Annotated in this window: 18 protein-coding genes; 10 read left to right on the top strand and 8 right to left on the bottom strand. The window is 73.7% G+C overall.

The genetic code is table 11. The annotated features are described in order from the left end of the window. The first annotated feature begins 214 nt into the window (after positions 1-214). The 3 genes from ACFY3U_RS19045 to ACFY3U_RS19035 all read left to right on the top strand — a co-directional run bounded on the left by ACFY3U_RS19045 (position 215) and on the right by ACFY3U_RS19035 (position 2,841). A complete protein-coding gene (locus ACFY3U_RS19045) occupies positions 215-418 on the top strand; it encodes a cold-shock protein (RefSeq protein ID WP_007464836.1) in 204 nt (67 codons plus the stop codon). Between the two features lie 218 nt (positions 419-636). Next, positions 637-1,935: a DEAD/DEAH box helicase gene (locus ACFY3U_RS19040; RefSeq protein WP_387203090.1), complete on the top strand. Its 1,299-nt coding sequence runs from the start codon at positions 637-639 to the stop codon at positions 1,933-1,935. Between the two features lie 69 nt (positions 1,936-2,004). Then, the gene (locus tag ACFY3U_RS19035) at positions 2,005-2,841 is read left to right on the top strand and encodes an alpha/beta fold hydrolase (protein ID WP_387203087.1); all 837 of its coding nucleotides are present in this window, start codon (positions 2,005-2,007) and stop codon (positions 2,839-2,841) included. A 4-nt stretch (positions 2,842-2,845) separates the two neighbouring features. On the opposite strand, the gene ACFY3U_RS19030 is transcribed toward ACFY3U_RS19035, so the two are convergent. The 4 genes from ACFY3U_RS19030 to ACFY3U_RS19015 are packed head-to-tail and all read right to left on the bottom strand — an operon-like array spanning position 2,846 to position 6,073. Next, positions 2,846-3,364 carry an RrF2 family transcriptional regulator gene (locus ACFY3U_RS19030; protein ID WP_387203085.1) on the bottom strand — a complete coding sequence of 173 codons (519 nt, stop codon included), beginning with the start codon at positions 3,362-3,364 and terminating at the stop codon, positions 2,846-2,848. 3 nt (positions 3,365-3,367) lie between these two features. Next, positions 3,368-4,252, bottom strand: coding sequence for an ABC transporter permease (locus ACFY3U_RS19025; RefSeq protein ID WP_387203082.1), 885 nt, complete (start codon positions 4,250-4,252; stop codon positions 3,368-3,370). Continuing rightward, positions 4,242-5,018 carry an ABC transporter ATP-binding protein gene (locus tag ACFY3U_RS19020; protein ID WP_387203079.1) on the bottom strand — a complete coding sequence of 259 codons (777 nt, stop codon included), beginning with the start codon at positions 5,016-5,018 and terminating at the stop codon, positions 4,242-4,244. The genes ACFY3U_RS19025 and ACFY3U_RS19020 overlap by 11 nt, the downstream gene beginning before the upstream one ends. Continuing rightward, positions 5,015-6,073, bottom strand: coding sequence for an ABC transporter substrate-binding protein (locus ACFY3U_RS19015; protein WP_387203076.1), 1,059 nt, complete (start codon positions 6,071-6,073; stop codon positions 5,015-5,017). The genes ACFY3U_RS19020 and ACFY3U_RS19015 overlap by 4 nt, the downstream gene beginning before the upstream one ends. Before the next feature lie 161 nt (positions 6,074-6,234). Between ACFY3U_RS19015 and ACFY3U_RS19010 the strand changes: the two genes are divergently transcribed. The 3 genes from ACFY3U_RS19010 to nudC are packed head-to-tail and all read left to right on the top strand — an operon-like array spanning position 6,235 to position 9,823. After that, positions 6,235-7,545 (top strand): M16 family metallopeptidase, encoded by a 1,311-nt coding sequence (locus ACFY3U_RS19010; RefSeq protein ID WP_387203073.1) that lies wholly within the window; start codon positions 6,235-6,237, stop codon positions 7,543-7,545. Continuing rightward, complete coding sequence (locus ACFY3U_RS19005) at positions 7,542-8,879, top strand: M16 family metallopeptidase (protein ID WP_387203071.1); 1,338 nt, start codon at positions 7,542-7,544, stop codon at positions 8,877-8,879. Before ACFY3U_RS19010 ends, ACFY3U_RS19005 begins: the two co-directional genes overlap by 4 nt. Then, positions 8,876-9,823, top strand: coding sequence for an NAD(+) diphosphatase (gene nudC, locus ACFY3U_RS19000; protein WP_387203068.1), 948 nt, complete (start codon positions 8,876-8,878; stop codon positions 9,821-9,823). Before ACFY3U_RS19005 ends, nudC begins: the two co-directional genes overlap by 4 nt. Positions 9,824-9,982: 159 nt before the next feature. On the opposite strand, the gene ACFY3U_RS18995 is transcribed toward nudC, so the two are convergent. The 3 genes from ACFY3U_RS18995 to ACFY3U_RS18985 form a co-directional block, all read right to left on the bottom strand. Next, positions 9,983-10,279, bottom strand: coding sequence for a hypothetical protein (locus tag ACFY3U_RS18995; protein WP_387203065.1), 297 nt, complete (start codon positions 10,277-10,279; stop codon positions 9,983-9,985). Positions 10,280-10,492: 213 nt separating this feature from the next. Beyond that, positions 10,493-10,726: a DUF397 domain-containing protein gene (locus ACFY3U_RS18990; protein ID WP_387203062.1), complete on the bottom strand. Its 234-nt coding sequence runs from the start codon at positions 10,724-10,726 to the stop codon at positions 10,493-10,495. 74 nt (positions 10,727-10,800) lie between these two features. Then, positions 10,801-11,775 (bottom strand): helix-turn-helix domain-containing protein, encoded by a 975-nt coding sequence (locus ACFY3U_RS18985; protein ID WP_387203059.1) that lies wholly within the window; start codon positions 11,773-11,775, stop codon positions 10,801-10,803. A 212-nt stretch (positions 11,776-11,987) separates the two neighbouring features. Here ACFY3U_RS18985 and ACFY3U_RS18980 point away from each other — a divergent pair, with 212 nt between their 5' ends. Beyond that, complete coding sequence (locus tag ACFY3U_RS18980; RefSeq protein WP_387203056.1) at positions 11,988-13,295, top strand: MFS transporter; 1,308 nt, start codon at positions 11,988-11,990, stop codon at positions 13,293-13,295. A gap of 132 nt (positions 13,296-13,427) precedes the next feature. Here the strand turns inward: ACFY3U_RS18980 and ACFY3U_RS18975 are convergent, their stop codons facing one another. Beyond that, on the bottom strand, positions 13,428-13,670 hold the full coding sequence (locus ACFY3U_RS18975) for a mycoredoxin (protein ID WP_387203053.1): 243 nt from the start codon (positions 13,668-13,670) through the stop codon (positions 13,428-13,430). Between the two features lie 94 nt (positions 13,671-13,764). Between ACFY3U_RS18975 and ACFY3U_RS18970 the strand changes: the two genes are divergently transcribed. The 3 genes from ACFY3U_RS18970 (at position 13,765) to ACFY3U_RS18960 (ending at position 16,811) form a co-directional block, all read left to right on the top strand. Next, positions 13,765-15,930: an ATP-dependent DNA helicase UvrD2 gene (locus ACFY3U_RS18970; protein ID WP_387203050.1), complete on the top strand. Its 2,166-nt coding sequence runs from the start codon at positions 13,765-13,767 to the stop codon at positions 15,928-15,930. A 125-nt stretch (positions 15,931-16,055) separates the two neighbouring features. Further along, complete coding sequence (locus ACFY3U_RS18965; RefSeq protein ID WP_387203047.1) at positions 16,056-16,313, top strand: hypothetical protein; 258 nt, start codon at positions 16,056-16,058, stop codon at positions 16,311-16,313. A gap of 132 nt (positions 16,314-16,445) precedes the next feature. Further along, positions 16,446-16,811: a WhiB family transcriptional regulator gene (locus ACFY3U_RS18960; RefSeq protein WP_387203044.1), complete on the top strand. Its 366-nt coding sequence runs from the start codon at positions 16,446-16,448 to the stop codon at positions 16,809-16,811. The last annotated feature ends 379 nt before the right edge of the window (positions 16,812-17,190 follow it).

Here is a 17,190-nt window from a genome sequence, read left to right as displayed (position 1 = left end):
CGGGCCGATCCGTGGTAACTTGGTCTTGTTGCAGTTTTGGTTTCCAGAGACTCTGTGTGCGCCTGGCGGATTGTGGCCCCAGGCGCTCTTTGTTGTGTCCGGAGTTCTCCGGGCGGGGCGACCAGCAGCGACAGGTGCGCCGTGAACTGCGGCGCGCTCCTCTTCGAGCCTGCAACAGGTGCGGGTTCGACGTTCCGTCAAGGAGACGAAACAAATGGCTATTGGCACCGTCAAGTGGTTCAACGCTGACAAGGGCTTCGGCTTCATCACCCCGGACGGCGGCGGCGCGGACGTCTTCGCCCACTTCTCGGCGATCCAGTCCTCCGGCTACCGCAGCCTGGACGAGAACCAGCGGGTCGAGTTCGAGGTGACCCAGGGCCAGAAGGGCCCGCAGGCGGAGAACATCCGCCCGCTCTGATCTTCGGATCCATCGGTAACACCCACCGCGCCCTCCGGGCGTGGTGACGGGACCGGTCCGTCGCGCCGCCCCCCGCTCCGGCGGGGGGCACGCGCCGCGGCGGACCGGCCCGTACCCCTTCGGTTCGTGCTTGTGAGTCCCGGCGGCCCGCCGCCGGCGACCGCGCCGTCTCCCGGCGCCCTCCCTCGACACGTGCCGCGTCGAGGAAGGCATTCCGCATGACCATGACCGTGCCCACTTTCGCCGCCACCGGCCTGGCCCCGGCGCTGCTCGCCGAGCTGACCGCGCAGGGCATCAACGAGCCGTTCCCGATCCAGTCGGCCACCCTGCCCGACTCGCTGGCCGGCCGGGACGTGCTCGGCCGGGGTCGTACCGGCTCGGGCAAGACGCTCGCCTTCGGGCTGCCGCTGCTGCACCGCACCGCCGGTCGCCGGGCCGGTGCCCGCCGGCCGCTGGCCCTGGTGCTGGTGCCCACCCGTGAGCTGGCCGCCCAGGTCACCGCCGCCCTGGCCCCGTACGCCCGGGCGCTCGGGCTGCGCTGCGCCACCGTGGTCGGCGGCCTCTCCCTCCAGCGCCAGGCGGACGCGCTGCGCGCCGGCGCCGAGGTGCTGGTGGCCACCCCCGGCCGGCTGCACGACCTGATCAACCGGGGTGACGCCCGTCTCGACCAGGTCACCGTCACCGTCCTGGACGAGGCCGACCAGATGGCCGACATGGGCTTCCTGCCGCAGGTCACCAAGCTGCTGGAGCAGGTCGCCCCGAACGGCCAGCGGATGCTCTTCTCGGCCACCCTGGACGGCGGCGTCGACAAGCTGGTCCGCCGCTTCCTGACCAACCCGGTGTCGCACTCGGTCGACCCGGGCACCGCCACGGTGACCGCGATGACCCACCACGTGCTGCACGTGGACGCGGCCGACAAGCCGGACGCGCTGGCCCGGATCGCCGCCCGCGAGGGCCGCACCATCCTGTTCATGGCCACCAAGCACCGCGCCGACCGGGTCGCCCGCCAGTTGCTGTCCCGGGGGGTACGCGCGGCCGCGCTGCACGGCGGCAAGTCCCAGCCGCAGCGCACCCGGATCCTGGAGCAGTTCCGCACCGGCCAGGTGACCGCGCTGGTCGCCACCGACGTGGCCGCCCGCGGCATCCACGTCGACGGGCTGGACATGGTGGTGAACGTGGACCCGCCGACCGAGGCGAAGGACTACCTGCACCGCGGTGGGCGGACCGCCCGGGCCGGGGAGTCCGGCACCGTGGTCACCCTGGTCCTGCCGGAGCAGCGCCGGGACGTCTCCCGGCTGATGAGCGTGGCCGGCCTCCGGCCGCACACCATCCAGGTCCGCCCCGGTGACGAGGCGCTGGCCCGGGTGACCGGCGCCCGGGAGCCGTCCGGCGTGGCGGTCACCATCGCCGCCCCGCAGCAGGCGCCGGCCCGGCCGCGTACCGGTGAGGGCGCGCCGCGCACCGCGCACCGGGCCTCCGGCCGGTCCCGCCGGCCGCGCCGGCCCCGCACCGCCTGACCCCGTTGACGGGCTTGGCTAATTGAGTTAGCTTTAAGCTAACCACATTAGCTAAGCCCGGAGGTCGTCATGTCCGAACTTCTCGCCGTCGCCGGTGGCACGATCGCCTACCAGGTCACCGGCGACGGTCCGCTGGTCGTGCTGGCGCACGGCATGGGCGACAGCCGCGCGTCGTACCGGTTCGTGGTTCCCCGGCTGGTCGCGGCCGGCTACCGGGTGGCCGCCGTCGACCTGCGCGGCTGCGGCGAGTCGAGCGCCGAGTGGCCGTCCTACACCCGCACCGACATCGCCGGCGACCTGGTGGCGCTGGTGCGGCACCTCGGTGGCCCGGCCGTGCTGGTCGGGCACTCGATCTCCGGCGGCGCGGTCACCATCGCCGCGGCCCGGGAGCCGGAGCTGGTCGCGGGCGTCGTGGAGCTCGCCCCGTTCACCCGGCGGCAGTCGGTCCGCGCGGGCGACCTGCGGGTCGGGCGCTACCGCGCCGGCATGACCCGGCTGCTGGCGGCCGGCCTGCTGGGCAGTGTGAAGTGGTGGCACCGCTACCTCGACGTCGCCTTCCCCGGGCGTCGGCCGGCCGACTGGGCCGAGCAGCTGCGGCGCAACGCGGCCATGCTCGGGGAGCCCGGCCGGATGCGGGCGTTGCAGCGGATGGGCAGCTCCGCGCCCGTCGACGCCGGGGCGCAGCTCGGCAACGTCCGCTGCCCCGCGCTGATCGTCGAGGGCTCCCTCGACCCGGACTGGGCCGACCCGCGCGCCGAGGGGGAGGCGATCGTGGCGGCACTGCCGGGCGGGGTCGGCCGGCTCGAGGTGATCGAGGGCGCGGGGCACTACCCGCACACCCAGTTCCCCGACGAGACCGTGGCGCTGCTGCTGCCGTTCCTCGAGGCGTCCGCCCCGGCCCGCTGAGCGGTCAGCCGGCCGTCGACTGCCGGCGACGGACCAGCAGGTCGCCCAGGGTGGTCCGGTCCACCACGACCGCGATGGCCCCGTCGACCGCGAGCCAGACGTCCCGCAGCCCGGTCGCCACGCCGTGGTAGCCGGCGTCCTCCACCGGCAGCCCCCGGACGCTGGTCAACGAGCCACCGACCGCGCGCAGCACGTCCCCGACGGTGATCTGGTCGGCGGGTCGGGTCAGCGCGTACCCGCCGTCGGTGCCCCGGTGGCTGTGCAGCAGCCCGGCCCGGCGTAGGTCGAGCAGGATGGCCTGGAGGAAGCTCAGCGGGATGTCCTGCGCGTCGGCCAGCGTGGCCGCCTTGACCAGCCCGCCGCAGCCACCCACCGACTCGCCGGGATCCGGGCCGCCGGAGCCCGGACCCCCGGAGTCGGGGCCGCCAGGGCCGGGGGCGCCGGGGGTGGCGCTCCGGTCGGCCCCGGCGGCGACCGCCAGCATGGCCCGCAGGGCGTAGTCGCTGCGCGCGGAGACGTACACGGATCAGGCGCCGGCGGAGTCGAGCACGCCCCAGCGGCGGCGGATGGCCCGGTCGGCGGCCCCGAACGCGGCGTCCACCGCCAGACCGACCACCAGGATGACGATCATCGTGGCGATCAGCCACGGTGCGTCGGACAGCTCCCGGGCGTACGTCAGCTGGGCGCCCAGTGAGGTCTGCGAGATGCCGACCACGAGCAGCTCACCGGCCATCAGGCTGCGCCAGGAGAACGCCCAGCCCTGCTTGAGCCCGGCCACGATGGCGGGCAGCGCGGCGGGTGCGATGACGTACCGGTAGAGGTTGAGCCCGCGGGCGCCGAGGTTGCGCCCGGCGCGCAGCAGCAGCGGCGGCACGTAGTCGACCCCGGAGATCACCCCGTTGGCGATGGACGGGGCGGCGCCGAGGACCACCACGAAGAAGATCGCCTTCTCGCTCAGCTCGAACAGCAGGATGGCCAGCGGGAACCAGGCGATCGACGGCATCGTCTGCAGCGCGGTGATCATCGAGCCGAGGGCGGCCCGCAGGATCTTCGAGCGGGCCACCGCCAAGCCGAGCAGCAGCCCGACCGCGACCGAGAAGAGATAGCCGAGCGCGGCCCGGCGCAGGGTGGTGGCCAGGCCGTCCCAGAGCTGGGCGCCGCGGGCCTGGCGCAGCAGCTCCTCGCCGACGGTGACCGGCCCGGGCAGCGAGTACGGTGGCTTCCACCCGCTCCAGACCACCACCTGCCAGAGCCCGATGGCGATGACCAGCGCGGCGAGCTTGGGCCAGGTGGCCGCCCACAGCCGGGCGCCCCGGCTGGTCTCCCGCTCCCGGCCGGCGATCTCCAGCGCGTCCAGCCCGGAGATCTCGGTGTCGGTACGCGAGTCGGTGGCGAGGGTGTCAGCGGCCATGACGGCCCACCTCCGAACGGAGTCGGTCGGTGACCTCGGCGGCGATCGCCGCGATCTCGGGGGAGTCGATCCGCCGGGGCCGGGGCGCGGTCACCTCGGTGGACCAGATGATCCGGCCGGGCCGGCTGGACAGCAGCACGATCCGGTCGGCGAGCCGGGCCGCCTCGCGGACGTTGTGGGTCACGAAGAGCACGGTGAGCTTCCGTTCGGTCCAGATCCGTTCCAGCTCGTCGTGCAGGATGTCCCGGGTCATCGCGTCGAGCGCGCCGAACGGCTCGTCCATCAGCAGCACCGGGGTGTCCAGGGCCAGGGTGCGGGCCAGCGCGACCCGCTGCCGCATGCCGCCGGAGAGCTCGTGCGGGCGCTTGCGGGCGAAGTCGGCCAGGTGCACCGTGCGCAGCAGCTCGGCGGACCGCTCGCGGCGGGCGGCCCGGGGCAGCCCGCGCAGCTTCAGCGGCACCTCGACGTTGCCCTCGACGGTCAGCCACGGGAAGAGCGCCGGCTCCTGGAACATCAGCCCCGGCTCGGCGTCGCCGAGGTCGATCCGCCCGGCGCTGGCCCGGTCCAGGCCGGCGACCAGGTTGAGCAGCGTGCTCTTGCCGCAGCCGGAGGCGCCGACCAGGCAGACGAACTCGCCGGGCGCGACGTCGAGGGAGAGCCCGTCCAGGGCCAGGACGGCGTTCGCCCCGCGCCCGTACACCTTGGTCACGCCGTGCAGCGCGACCGAGCCGGTCGCGCTGCGTGGCGTCGTCGTGGTCGACGTCATGGCTGGGCGACCTCGGCCTTGCCCTGCTCCTTCAGCACCTCGTTCAGGTACTTCAGGTCGTAGAGCCCGTCCAGGCTGGTCGGCTTGGTCAGCTCCACCGCCACGGCGTGGTCCAGGCCGGTCTTGAGCGAGGCGGCGATCGGGTCGTCGGTGAACTCCAGGGTCGGCCACGCCTGCTTGATCAGCTTGACGTCCAGCGGCTTGCCGGTGATCTTGCCGATGTGGTCGGAGATGGCCTGCTGCGACTCGTCCGGCTTGGTGTTGACGAACTCGTTCGCGGCGACCTGCCCGGCGACCAGCTTCTTCACCACGTCGGGGTGGGCCTTGAGGAACTTGGTGCTGACGATCAGGTTGGTGATCACGAAGCGCTTGTCCGGCCAGAGGTCCCGCTCGTCGACCAGCACCTTGCCGCCGGCGTTGACCAGCCGGGAGACGAACGGCTCCGGCACCCAGGCGCCGTCGATCGCGCCGCTGGAGAAGGTCTCCACGGTCTGCGAGTTCTCCTGGGGGACGACCTTGACGTCGCCGCCGCCCTCCTTGGTGGTCTTCAGGCCCTTCTCCTTGAGCCAGTAGCGCAGCGCCACGTCCTGGGTGTTGCCCAGCTGCGGGGTGGCGATCTTCTTGCCTCGCAGCTGCTCCACCGAGGTGATGCCCGGCTTGACCACCAGGGCCACGCCGCCGGAGGCGGCGCCGGAGACCACCCGGACCGCCTCGCCGTTGGACTTGGAGAAGGCGTTCACCGTCGGGTTCGGACCGATGTACGTGGCGTCGAGCGCGCCGGAGAAGATCGCCTCGACGGCGGCCGGGCCGGCGTTGAAGGTCTTCGTCTCCAGCCTGACGTCGCTGCCCAGCTTCTCGGCGAAGATGCCCTTCTCCACGCCGACCACCGCCGGCGCGTGGGTGATGTTGGGGAAGTAGCCGAGCCGCAGGGTGACCGGGCCGGAGCCGGCGTCGGCGCTGTCGTCGTCGCCGCACGCCGCGGTGGTCCCCATCGTCGCCACGCCGATCACGGCGAGGGTGGCGAGGGAGGCCAGCCGACGGTAGGGGAGTCTCATCGTTCGTCCAATCCGCAGTATTCCTACTTAGTTGATAGGAAGACTGGGTCACCGGTGGCGCGGCCGTCAAGACCGGTCCACCATCCGGGACGGGGGACGGCTCGGGGCCGCTGACGCGAGGTCGCCGGTGCCGAGCGGGCCGACGCGCTAGGGTCGGTCTCGTGCCGACGCGGAGAGCGACAATTCCAGCGACGAAATACCCGGTCGAGCGGTTCGTCCTCGACAACGGCCTGCGGGTGGTGCTCACCCCCGACCGCAGCGCCCCGGTGATCGGGGTGGCCGTCGTCTACGACGTCGGCATCCGCTCCGAGCCGGAGGGTCGGACGGGCTTCGCCCACCTCTTCGAGCACCTGATGTTCCAGGGCTCGGAGAATCTCGAGAAGCTGGCCCACTTCCGGCACGTCCAGGGCGCCGGCGGCACCTTCAACGGCTCCACCCACCTGGACTACACCGACTACTTCGAGACGCTGCCGAGCAACGCCCTGGAACGGGCGCTGTTCCTGGAGGCCGACCGGATGCGCGGCCCCAGGCTGACCGAGGAGAACCTGCGCAACCAGGTCGACGTGGTCAAGGAGGAGATCCGGGTCAACGTGCTCAACCGGCCGTACGGCGGGTTCCCCTGGCTGACCCTGCCGCCGGTCATGTTCGACACCTTCCCCAACGCCCACGACGGGTACGGGTCCTTCGTCGACCTGGAGTCCGCCACCGTCGCGGACGCCGCCGACTTCTTCCGCCGGTACTACGCCAGCGGCAACGCGGTGCTCGCGGTCAGCGGGGACCTCGACGTGGCCGAGGCGACCACGCTGATCGAGCGGCACTTCGGCGACGTGCCGGCCCGGCCCGCCCCGGAGCGCCCCGACTTCGCCGAGCCGGACCTGACCGCCGAGCGGCGCACCTCGTACACCGACAAGCTGGCGCCGCTGCCGGCGGTGGCCGGGGCCTGGCGGGTGCCCGACCCGATCGGCGACTTCGCCGGCTACCTGCCGTACGTGGTGCTGGCCGAGGTGCTCACCGACGGCGACGCGTCCCGGCTGGTCGACCGGCTGGTCCAGCGGGACCGCACGGTCACCGCCCTGGCCGGCTACCTCGGCTTCATGGGCGACCCGTTCGACGTGCGCGACCCCACCGCGCTGCTGCTGCAGGCGCACCTGCCGCCGGGCGGCGACGTGGACAAGGTGCTGCGCACCGTCGACGAGGAGCTGGACCGGCTGGCCACCGACGGGCTGGCCGACGGCGAGCTGGCGCGCACCCAGGCCCGGATGGCGACCCACCTGCTGCGCGAGACCGACGCGGTGCTCGGCCGGGCGTTGCGGATGGCGGTGCTGGAACAGCAACGCGGCGAACCGGGGCTGCTCAACGACCTGCCCCGGCTGGTCGGCGAGGTCACCGACGAGCAGGTGCGGGCCGCCGCGGCCACCCTGCGCCCCGAGCGCCGGGCCTGCGTCGAGGTCGTGGCCGGAGGTGCCCGATGACGACGACCGCCCCCGCCACCGGGCGGGCCCTGCCGCCGCTCGGCCCGAACCCCCGGCTCAACCTGCCCGAGCAGGCCGAACGGACGCTGGCCAACGGGCTCACCGTGATCGCGGTACGCCGGCCCGCCGTGCCGCTGGTCGAGCTGCGGCTGTGGATGCCGTTCGGCCGGGCCCCGCTGGCCGACGGCGCGCTGCTCGCGCAGACCATGCTCTCCGGTACGCAGGCCATGTCGGCCATCCAGATCGCCGCCGAGCTGCAACGGGTCGGCGGCGGGCTCTCCGCCGGGATCGACCCGGACCGGCTGATGCTCTCCGGCGCCGGGCTGGTCACCGGGCTGGACCGCACCCTGGAGATCCTGGCCGACGTGCTGACCGGCGCCAGCTATCCGCGGGACGAGGTCGGCACCGAGCGGGACCGGCTGGTCGACCGGATCCAGGTGGCCCAGAGCCAGCCCAGCCACCTGGCCCGGACCGCGCTGCTCAAGCGGGTCTACGGCGAGCACCCGTACGCCGTGCAGACCCCCGAACCGGACGAGGTGCGCCAGGTCGCACCGGACACGCTGCGGGCCCTGCACAGCGAGCGGGTGCACCCGGCCGAGGCGGTGCTGGTGCTGGTCGGCGACGTGCGCCCGGAGCAGGCGCTGGACGCGGCCGAGGCGGCGCTGTCCGGCTGGAACGGCGCCGGGCACGCGGTGGAGCTGCCGCCCGCCCCGGCGCTGCGACCGGGGCCGCTGCTGCTGGTCGACCGGCCCGGCTCGGTGCAGTCGTCGCTGCGCGTCGCGCTGCCCGCGGTGCCCCGCACCCACCCGGAGCACGCCGCGCTGCAGCTGGCCAACCTGATCTTCGGCGGCTACTTCTCGTCCCGCTGGACGGAGAACATCCGCGAGGACAAGGGCTACACCTACGGCCCGTACTCGGGGATCGAGCACTCGGTCGCCGGCTCGGTGCTGGTCGCCTCCGCCGAGGTGGCCACCGAGGTGACCGGCCCGGCGTTGGTCGAGACGACGTACGAGCTGGGCCGGCTGGCCACGCTGCCGCCCAAGGTGGAGGAGCTGGAGCAGGCCCGCCAGTACGCCCTCGGCACGCTCCAGCTCGGCATGTCCACCCAGGCCGGCCTGGCGTCGCTGACCAGCGCGTACGCGGGCAACGGGCTGCGCCTGGACTTCCTCGCCGAGCACTCCGCCCGGCTGGCCGCGGCGACGATCGACGACGTCGCCGCGGCGGCGGCCCGCTACCTGGCGCCGGCGCACGCGGTGACCGTGGTGCTGGGTGACGCCGAGCGGGTGGGTGCCCAGCTGTCGGCGCTCACCCCGGTCGAGGTCGAGGCGCCGTGACCGGCGAGACAGCGCCGCCGCTGGCCCGCTCCACCCTGGACCGGGCGGCGCACCGGCGCACCGACCCGGAGTGGCTGGCCCAGGCGTGGCGGCGGGCCCGGGTGCTGGTGCTGGACTCCGGGCGGCAGGGCCGGGCGCTGGTGCGTACCGACACCAGCCCGCCGACGCTGGTGCTGCGGGACGCGGTGGAGGTGGGGTCGACCGGCGAGTCGGTGCCGCTCTTCCTCGGTGTGGAGCCCGACGGCGTGCCGGTCTTCGCCGTGGACGCGCCGCTGCCCGAGCTGCCCGGCGCCCAGCCGGCGAACCTGCGGGAGATCGGCCACCTGCTGCCGGACCGGGACGCCGGCCTGTTCACCACCGCGCTGGCGCTGGTCAACTGGCACCGCGGGCACGGCTGGTCGCCCCGGACGGGGCACCGCACCACGATCGACGAGGGCGGCTGGTCCCGGGTGGACGCGGAGGGCCACCGGGCCTGGCCGCGGACCGACCCGGCGATGATCGTGCTGGTTCACGACGGGGTGGACGGGATGGACGGGCGCTGCCTGCTCGGCAACAACGCCACCTGGCCGCAGAGCCCGGGCGAGCGCCGCTACTCCTGCCTCGCCGGCTACGTCGAGCCGGGCGAGTCGGCCGAGGCCGCCGTGCTGCGCGAGGTCCGCGAGGAGGTCGGCGTCGCGGTCGACCGGATCGGGTACGTGGGCAGCCAGGCGTGGCCGTTTCCCGGCTCGCTGATGCTGGGCTTCCTGGCCGAGGCGGACCCGGGCGCGCCGATCCGGGTCGACCCGGTCGAGATCGCGTACGCCCGATGGTTCACCCGCCGGGAGATCGGCGCGGCACTGGCCGGTCGGGCGGTCGACGTGGGCGACGGCGCCCGGCTGGTGCTGCCGCCGGCGTCGTCGATCGCGCTGTTCCTGATCCACCGCTGGCTCGACGGCCACTGCTGACTCGACGGCCACTGCTGACTGGCCGGGCCCGGACGCGGCCCCGGCCCGTGACCGTCGTTGCCGCGGCGGTCACGGGCCGGGAACACGGACCGTCGTGGGCGGGCGGGGCGAGGAACGCGGCGAGGAGCCGATCCGACCACGACGGACGTCGGGGAGCGGTCAGCCGTAGGGGCCACCCGGTCGCTCCGGCGGGGGCGGGGCGTCCCAGTAGGCGTACTGCCCGGGGTCGTCCAGCGGCAGCACCTTGACCCGTTGCCGGCCGGCGCGCACCGCGCCCACCGTGGCCAACGCCCGGGCCAGCAGCAACGCGGCGTCCCGGTCCTCGGCGTGCACGATCTGGCGGCGGGGTTCGGGGGCGGTCGTCTCGTCGCGCAGCCGGCCTCCACCGGCCCAGGCGGCCAGGATGTCGTTGTCGGCGGCGGCACGGATGTCGGTACGAACGATCAGGAAACGCATGGCTGTCTCCGGATGGACCGCGACGGACGAGTACGCAGTGGAACTTCCACGTCACTGAGACGTCATGTTACGCGCGGTGAGACCCCGGGCAAGGGAAACGCGGTGCTGGGTCCACTACCCGACCGATCGGGGGAGGGCGACGGGGTCGGTCGAGGTGGTGGGAACGACGCGGGGCCGCCGGCCGACGGCCGACGGCCCCGCCCGGTCACCGGATCAGCTCAGGTCGAACCGACCGGTCTTGGTGCCGCCGATGAAGCCGAGCCAGCCGGCCCGGTCGAACAGCAGCACCGGGCCGTCCGGGTCCTTGCTGTCCCGCAGGGCGATCGGGCCCGGGGCGGCGCCCAGCGGCGCCACCTCCACGCAGTTGGAGGTCTGGCTGCGGGTGCTCTTGCGCCACGGCGCGCCGGTCAGTTGGCCGGCGGTGACGAGGTTGCGGATCTCGGTCATGGGTCTGCTCCTGGTCCTGAGCTGTTCTGATGGGAACGAGTGACGCCCGCCCGAACCTGACGGTCCGGTGTGGATCACCGATCCGTCAGTCGCCCGGAGGGGCGGCGGCGCTGGGTCGGCGCCGCTGCCGGGCCCGGGGTCGCCGTGGGCGGAACCGCCGTTTCGGTCAGCCGTCCCGTTGCCACGAAGAGCCAGGTCAGGGTGTCCGATGCGGAGAGCGCCGCCGAACATAGCCACTCGAATGTCACTTTATAGCGGTTTACCGTATTTGCCTCGGTGGACATGGCGTCGATGAAGCCACCTTCGATGGCGAGCGTCTCCGGATCCTGCGGGTCGGCGAAGCGGTAGAGCGAGAACGCCGTCGGTGGCAGGTAGAACTCACCGATCCGGGTGTCCCGCAGCAGCAGCCGCAGCGTCACGTTGGGCAGCATGGCCAGCTCGCAGAGCTGGACCAACTGCTCGTGCAGCACCTGCGGCGGGCCGGCGCGGTGGCCGAGCGCCGCCTCCTCCAGCACCGCGGTGTAGCGGGGGCCGTCCGTGCGGTCCAGCAGCCGCTGCCGGGCCAGGCGCGCCTGCACCTCGGTCTCCGGGTCGGCCACGTCCGGCTCGCCGGCCTGGGTGGCCGCCCGGTCGGCCGAGACGATCCGCAACCGGGCGTACCCGGCGGTCTGCAGCAGCCCTGGCACCAGCACCGGGTTGTACTCCCGGATATCCGCGCAGCCAGCCTCCAGCTCGGCCCAGCCGAGCTGCTGCTGGGTCATCACCGGGTACGACCGCCGCCAGGCGCGCATGTCGCCGGCCTCCTCGGTGATGCCGAGCAGGTCGGTACGGACGTCGGGGTCGGCGCCGTAGAGCTCCAGCAGCAGCGCCACGTCGTCCGGGTCGGGGCGGCTGCGGCCGTTCTCCAGGCGGGACAGCTTCGACGCGGACGCCCAGCCGATCCGCTCGATGACCTGATCGCCGGTGAGGCCCGCCGCTTCCCGCAGGCGGCGCAGTTCGATGCCGAGCCTGCGCCGGCGCAGGATCGGACTCGGTACGGCAGGAGGCACGGTGTCCTCGATTCCCGTCGACCGCCGCGGACGCGACGGTAACTGTATGAAATTCGCCCCCCACGGTCAGTATGGACGTCGCGACCGGTGCCGGAGGTTCCGGCGCGGCGTGTCCTGCGACAAAAAGAGGACTGTGGAAGGTGCTCCACCGGCTTGGACGACGAGGTCACGGCCGGTCGGGCGCTCCTGCCACCCCCGCCGGAGGGAACCCCATGCGCACCGTCCTGCGCCGTCCCGACTTTCGTCTGCTCTTCGTCGCCCTGCTGGCCAGCATGGCCGCCGAGTCGATCCTGCTGCTCGCGCTGGCCATCTGGGTCAAGGACCTGACCGGCTCCGACGGGCTGGCCGGCGCGACCATCTTCGCGATCATCGCACCGATGACCCTGGCCCCGCTGGTCGGCTGGGTGGTCGACCGGCATCGCCGCCAGCCGTTCTTCGTCGCCGCCAACCTCGGCACCGCGCTGCTGCTCACCCCGCTGTTCGCCGTCCGGGACCGGGCCGACGTGTGGATCATCTACGTGGTCGCGGCGCTCTACGGATTGTCGTACCTCACGCTCAGTGCGACGCTCAGCGGGCTGATCCGGCAACTGGTGCCCGGCGAGCTGCTGGCCGAGGCCAACGGCGCGCTGCAGACCGTCCGGCAGGGGTTACGGCTGGGCGGCCCGCTCGCCGGGGCGGCGCTCTACGCGACCGTCGGCGGGTGGCTGCTGACCACGCTGGCGATGACCGGGTTCGTCACGGCCGCCGCCGTGGTGGCGACGCTGCGGGTGCCCGAGCCGGGTGCCGCGCCGGCCGCGCTGCGCTGGCCGGCCGAGTTGGGGGCCGGGCTACGGCACCTGGCCGCCGAGCCGGCGCTGCGCCGGGCCCTGCTCGGCTACGGGCTGGGCTCGCTGGTGATGGGCTTCAGTGAGTCGCTGATCTTCGCGTACGTCGACCAGGGGCTGCGCCGCGACGTCGCGTTCGTCGGCGTGCTGGTCGCCGTGCAGGGGGTGGGCGGCCTGGTCGGTGGCTTGCTCTCCGCGGGCGTGGTGCGCCGCGTCGGTGAGGTCGGCGCGCTCGCCGCCGGGGTGAGCTTCTTCGGGCCGGCCGCGCTGGCGCTCGCCTGGCCGGACCTGCGGCTCGGGGTGCTGGCGCTGCTGCTGGCCGGGGTGTCACTGCCGCTGACCATGGTCGGCCTGGCCACGCTGATCCAGCGGCGTACCCCGCCGGCGCTGCTCGGCCGGGTCGCGGCCGCCTCGGAGGCGGTGGTGAGCGGGCCGCAGGCGATCTCCATCGGCACCGGCGCGCTGCTGGTGAGCGTCCTGGACTACCGCCTGCTCTTCGTCGGGGTCGGCCTGATCACCACGGCCGCCGGCGCCTGGCTCTGGCGCGGCCGCGCCCTCTCCCCACCCCCACCCCCACCCCCACCCCCACCCCCACCCCCACCCGCACCCGCACCCACCCGCATCCCGTCCCCCCGCCGCCCATCCCCGGCCCCCGCCCCTCCCTCAGCCCCCGTCGCCGCGCCCCCGCCTCGCTGATCTAGGGACCGTTGCTGCTGATGGAGATCGACTAGCAGCATCAATCCCTAGATCGGCGAGGCGGGGCGGCGGGGTGGGAAGGGGAAGAGCGGCCGGCCCGGGTGGGGCGGCCGCTCTTCGGGAGGGGGAAGGTCAGCTGGGGAGGGTGGCGAGGTGCTGCTTGACCTGGGTGATCGACGGGTTCGTGAGGGCGCTGCCGTCGGCGAAGCGGAGCGTGGGGACGGTCTGGTTGCCGCCGTTGACGCTCATCACGAACTCCGCCGCCTTCGGGTCCTGCTCGATGTCGACCACCTGGTAACCGATGCCCTCCCGGTCCAGCTGCGACTTCAGCCGGTGGCAGTAGCCGCACCACGGGGTGGAATACATCGTCAACATGGTCGAATCCTCCAGAGGGTCTCGCCGTACACCCGGTCGGTTCAGGCCAGGCTAACCAGTGCAACGTCGGCGGGAGCTGAGATGATTCCTCGCTGTGGTGGTTCACTCGGCGGCGGAGCTCGTGCTCGCCGGGCTGGATCCGGAGCAGCGGTCCGCGGTGACCGCCCCGGCCGGCCCGGTCTGCATCCTGGCCGGCGCCGGCACCGGCAAGACCCGAGCGGTGACCTCCCGGATCGCCCACCGCTCGCTGACCGGGGAGATCTCCGCCCGGCACGTGCTGGCGGTCACCTTCACCGCCCGGGCCGCCGCCGAGATGCGCGCCCGGCTCAGCACGCTGGGCGTGGCCGGCGTCCAGGCCCGGACGTTCCACGCCGCCGCGCTGCGCCAGGTGCGCTACTTCGCGCCCCGGCTGCTCGACGGGCGGGCCATGCCCGAGCTGCTGGACAGCAAGGTCCGGGTGGTCACCCTGGCCGCCGCCAAGGTCGGCCTGCGCGCCGACCGGGCCGCCGCGCGGGACCTGGCCGGTGAGATCGAGTGGGCCAAGTCGTCGCTGGTCGAGCCCGGCGAGTACCCGGTGGCCGCGGCCAAGGCGCTGCGCGAGACGCCGTACGAGCCGGCGAAGGTGGCCGAGGTGTTCGCCGCGTACGAGCGGCTCAAGCGCGGCAACGGGGTGATCGACTTCGAGGACATGCTGCGCGCCGCGGTCTGGGGGATCGAGGAGCACCGGGACGTCGCCGAGCAGGTCCGCGGCCAGTACCGGCACTTCGTCGTCGACGAGTACCAGGACGTCAACCCGCTGCAGCAGCGGCTGCTGGAGGCGTGGCTGGGCGGCCGGGACGACCTGACCGTGGTCGGCGACGCCAGCCAGACCATCTACTCCTTCACCGGGGCCACCTCGTCGTACCTGGTCGACTTCCCGCGCCGGCACCGCGGCGCGACCGTGGTCCGGCTGGTCCGCGACTACCGCTCCACCCCGCAGGTGGTCGGGCTGGCCAACGCGGTGATCAGTCAGGCCCGGGGCGCCGAGGCCCGGCTGCGGCTGGAGCTGCACGGCCAGCGCCCGCCCGGCCCCGAGCCGGAGCTGCGGATCTTCACCGACGAGCCGGCCGAGGCCGCCGCGGTGGCGGCCCGCTGCCGGGCGCTGGTCGGCGGGGGCGTCCCGGCGCGGGAGATCGCCGTGCTGTTCCGCACCAACGCGCAGTCCGAGGCGTACGAGAAGGCGCTGACCGAGGCCGGCGTGCCGTACGTGGTGCAGGGCGCGGAGCGGTTCTTCGAGCGGGTCGAGGTGCGCCAGGCGATGGTCGCGCTGCGGGCCGCCACCCGCTCGATCCCGGGGGAGACCCCGCTGCCGCTGGCGGTGCGCGAGGCGCTCGCCGCGGTCGGTTGGGCCCCGGACGCCGCCCCGCCCGGTGGCGCCGCCCGGGAGCGCTGGGAGGCGCTGGCCGCGCTGGTCGGCCTCGCCGAGGAGTACGCGGCCACCCCCGAGGTGCTGCCGATCGGCGAGGCGGCGGCGGTGGAGCGCCAAGTCACCCTGACCGACTTCAACGACGAGCTGGCCCGCCGCGCCGCCCAGCAGCACGTGCCCACGGTCGACGGGGTCACCCTGGCCTCGCTGCACTCGGCCAAGGGCCTGGAGTGGGACGCGGTCTTCCTGGTCGGGCTCTCCGAGGGCACCCTGCCCACCTCGTACGCCCGCACCCCGGAGCAGGTCGAGGAGGAGCGGCGGCTGCTCTACGTCGGGGTGACCCGGGCCCGGGAGTGGCTCTGGCTGTCGTACGCCGCGGCCCGCTCGCCGGGCGGTCGGGCCCGGCGGCCGTCGCGCTTCCTGCCCCAGCTGGACCGCTCCGGCGGCGGCGAGCGGGCCGGCGGGGGCGTCGCCAAGCGGGGGGCTGCCCGGCGGCCGGCCACCCAGATCGTCTCCTGCCGGATCTGCGGCGCGACCCTGCTCGCCGGCCCGGACCGCAAGCTCGGCCGCTGCCCGACCTGTCCGTCCGACATCGACGAGGCCCTGTACGAGCGGCTGCGCGACTGGCGGGCCCGGGTGGCCGACGCGCAGAAGGTCCCGGCGTACGTGGTGTTCACCGACGCCACCCTGACCGCGCTGGCCGAGCGGCGGCCCGCCCGGGTCGAGGAGCTGATCGCCATCGCCGGCATCGGGCCCCGGAAACTCGGCCTGTACGGCGAGGCGGTGCTGGCGCTGGTGGGCGGCGCGACGGTGGACGAGATCGGCCCGCAGAAAACTTTCGAAATCTCGTCGTAAATTCGTTTGCCCTCGCCCCGTGGCGAGGAATAGCCTCAGGACACACCTCACCGAGCGGCGCATTCCGGCTGCTCAGCGGGGTTGAGTCCGAGTTGACATCGAGGAACGTGAGGGAGGTGGCCCCAATGGAGATCTTCACCTATGAGCGTCCGGCGGCGCTGCCAGCTGCCTGCGCTCCGCTGTCGACTGTCCGGGTGGCCCTTGCCGCTGCGCGACCGTCGGTTTCGCAGGTGCACCAGGTCCAGGTTCAGGCCGAGCTGACCTTGACCGTTGCGCCGAATGCCGGAGTCGACGCCACCAGTGGCTTCACGGGCATGGGCATCGATGGCGCCAAGAAGCGGCTGGATGTCCGCGGCGTTCCACCTCGAGGGAGACCGGTCTGATCCACAGACCACCGGCTCACCTCGAGGCCGCGGAACCCGCACACCGGGATCCGCGGCCTCAGTTTTTTTATCCCGTCGAAGTACGTCGGAATGCGATCCACGAGATCGAAGTGAGAGAGAGGTGACCGGGCGATGAGTCTGGCGTTGGCCCCCCTCGACGTTAGTGTCGAGCTGGAGGCGAACCTGCCCTGCCGGAAGGTCGACCCCGACCTGTGGTTCTCCGACTCGCCCACCGAGCTCGAGCTGGCCAAGTCGCTCTGCGGGGACTGCCCGCTGCGCGTCGAGTGCCTGGCCGGCGCGGTGGAGCGGGCCGAGCCCTGGGGCGTCTGGGGCGGCGAGATCTTCGAGCGTGGCGCGGTCGTCCCGCGCAAGCGGCCCCGTGGCCGGCCACGCAAGGAGGACCTCGCCCGCGACGCGGCGCTCCGGGTCGAGGCCGAGGCGCGACTGGCGGCCAGTGGTGTGGCCACCTCGCGTAACGCCGTCCGGCTGGCGGCCTGACAACTCCCGTTCCACACGTCCCGCCGGTGCCCGCACCGGCCGCACGAAAGCTGACAACGATGCTGCTCCTGCCGAACGGAACCGAGATGCAACTACTCCACGAAGCGTTGACCAGGGCTCGAATGCGCCGGCCTCAGGCCGGTCGTACCACCACGAGCACTGAGGCAACCCGTTCCGCCCGTACCGTCGCCATGGCCGGCCGCAGCCGGTCGGCTCACGATCTGGGCATCCGCTAGATCCCTACCAACGCCGCGGGGGGGGGGGGCCGGAAGCCCGGGCCCCCCCCCCCCGCGGGGCGGCGGGGCGCCCCCCCCCCCGCGGCCGGGCCCCCCCCCCCCCCGGCCGGGCGGGGGGGGGCCCTAGCCCCCAGCGTGCCGAG

The sequence above is a fragment of the Micromonospora sp. NPDC000089 genome, from assembly GCF_042899365.1.
Taxonomy (GTDB): domain Bacteria; phylum Actinomycetota; class Actinomycetes; order Mycobacteriales; family Micromonosporaceae; genus Micromonospora.
Note: the sequence above shows the minus strand (reverse complement) of the source record. Positions and strands in the feature narration are given on the sequence as shown.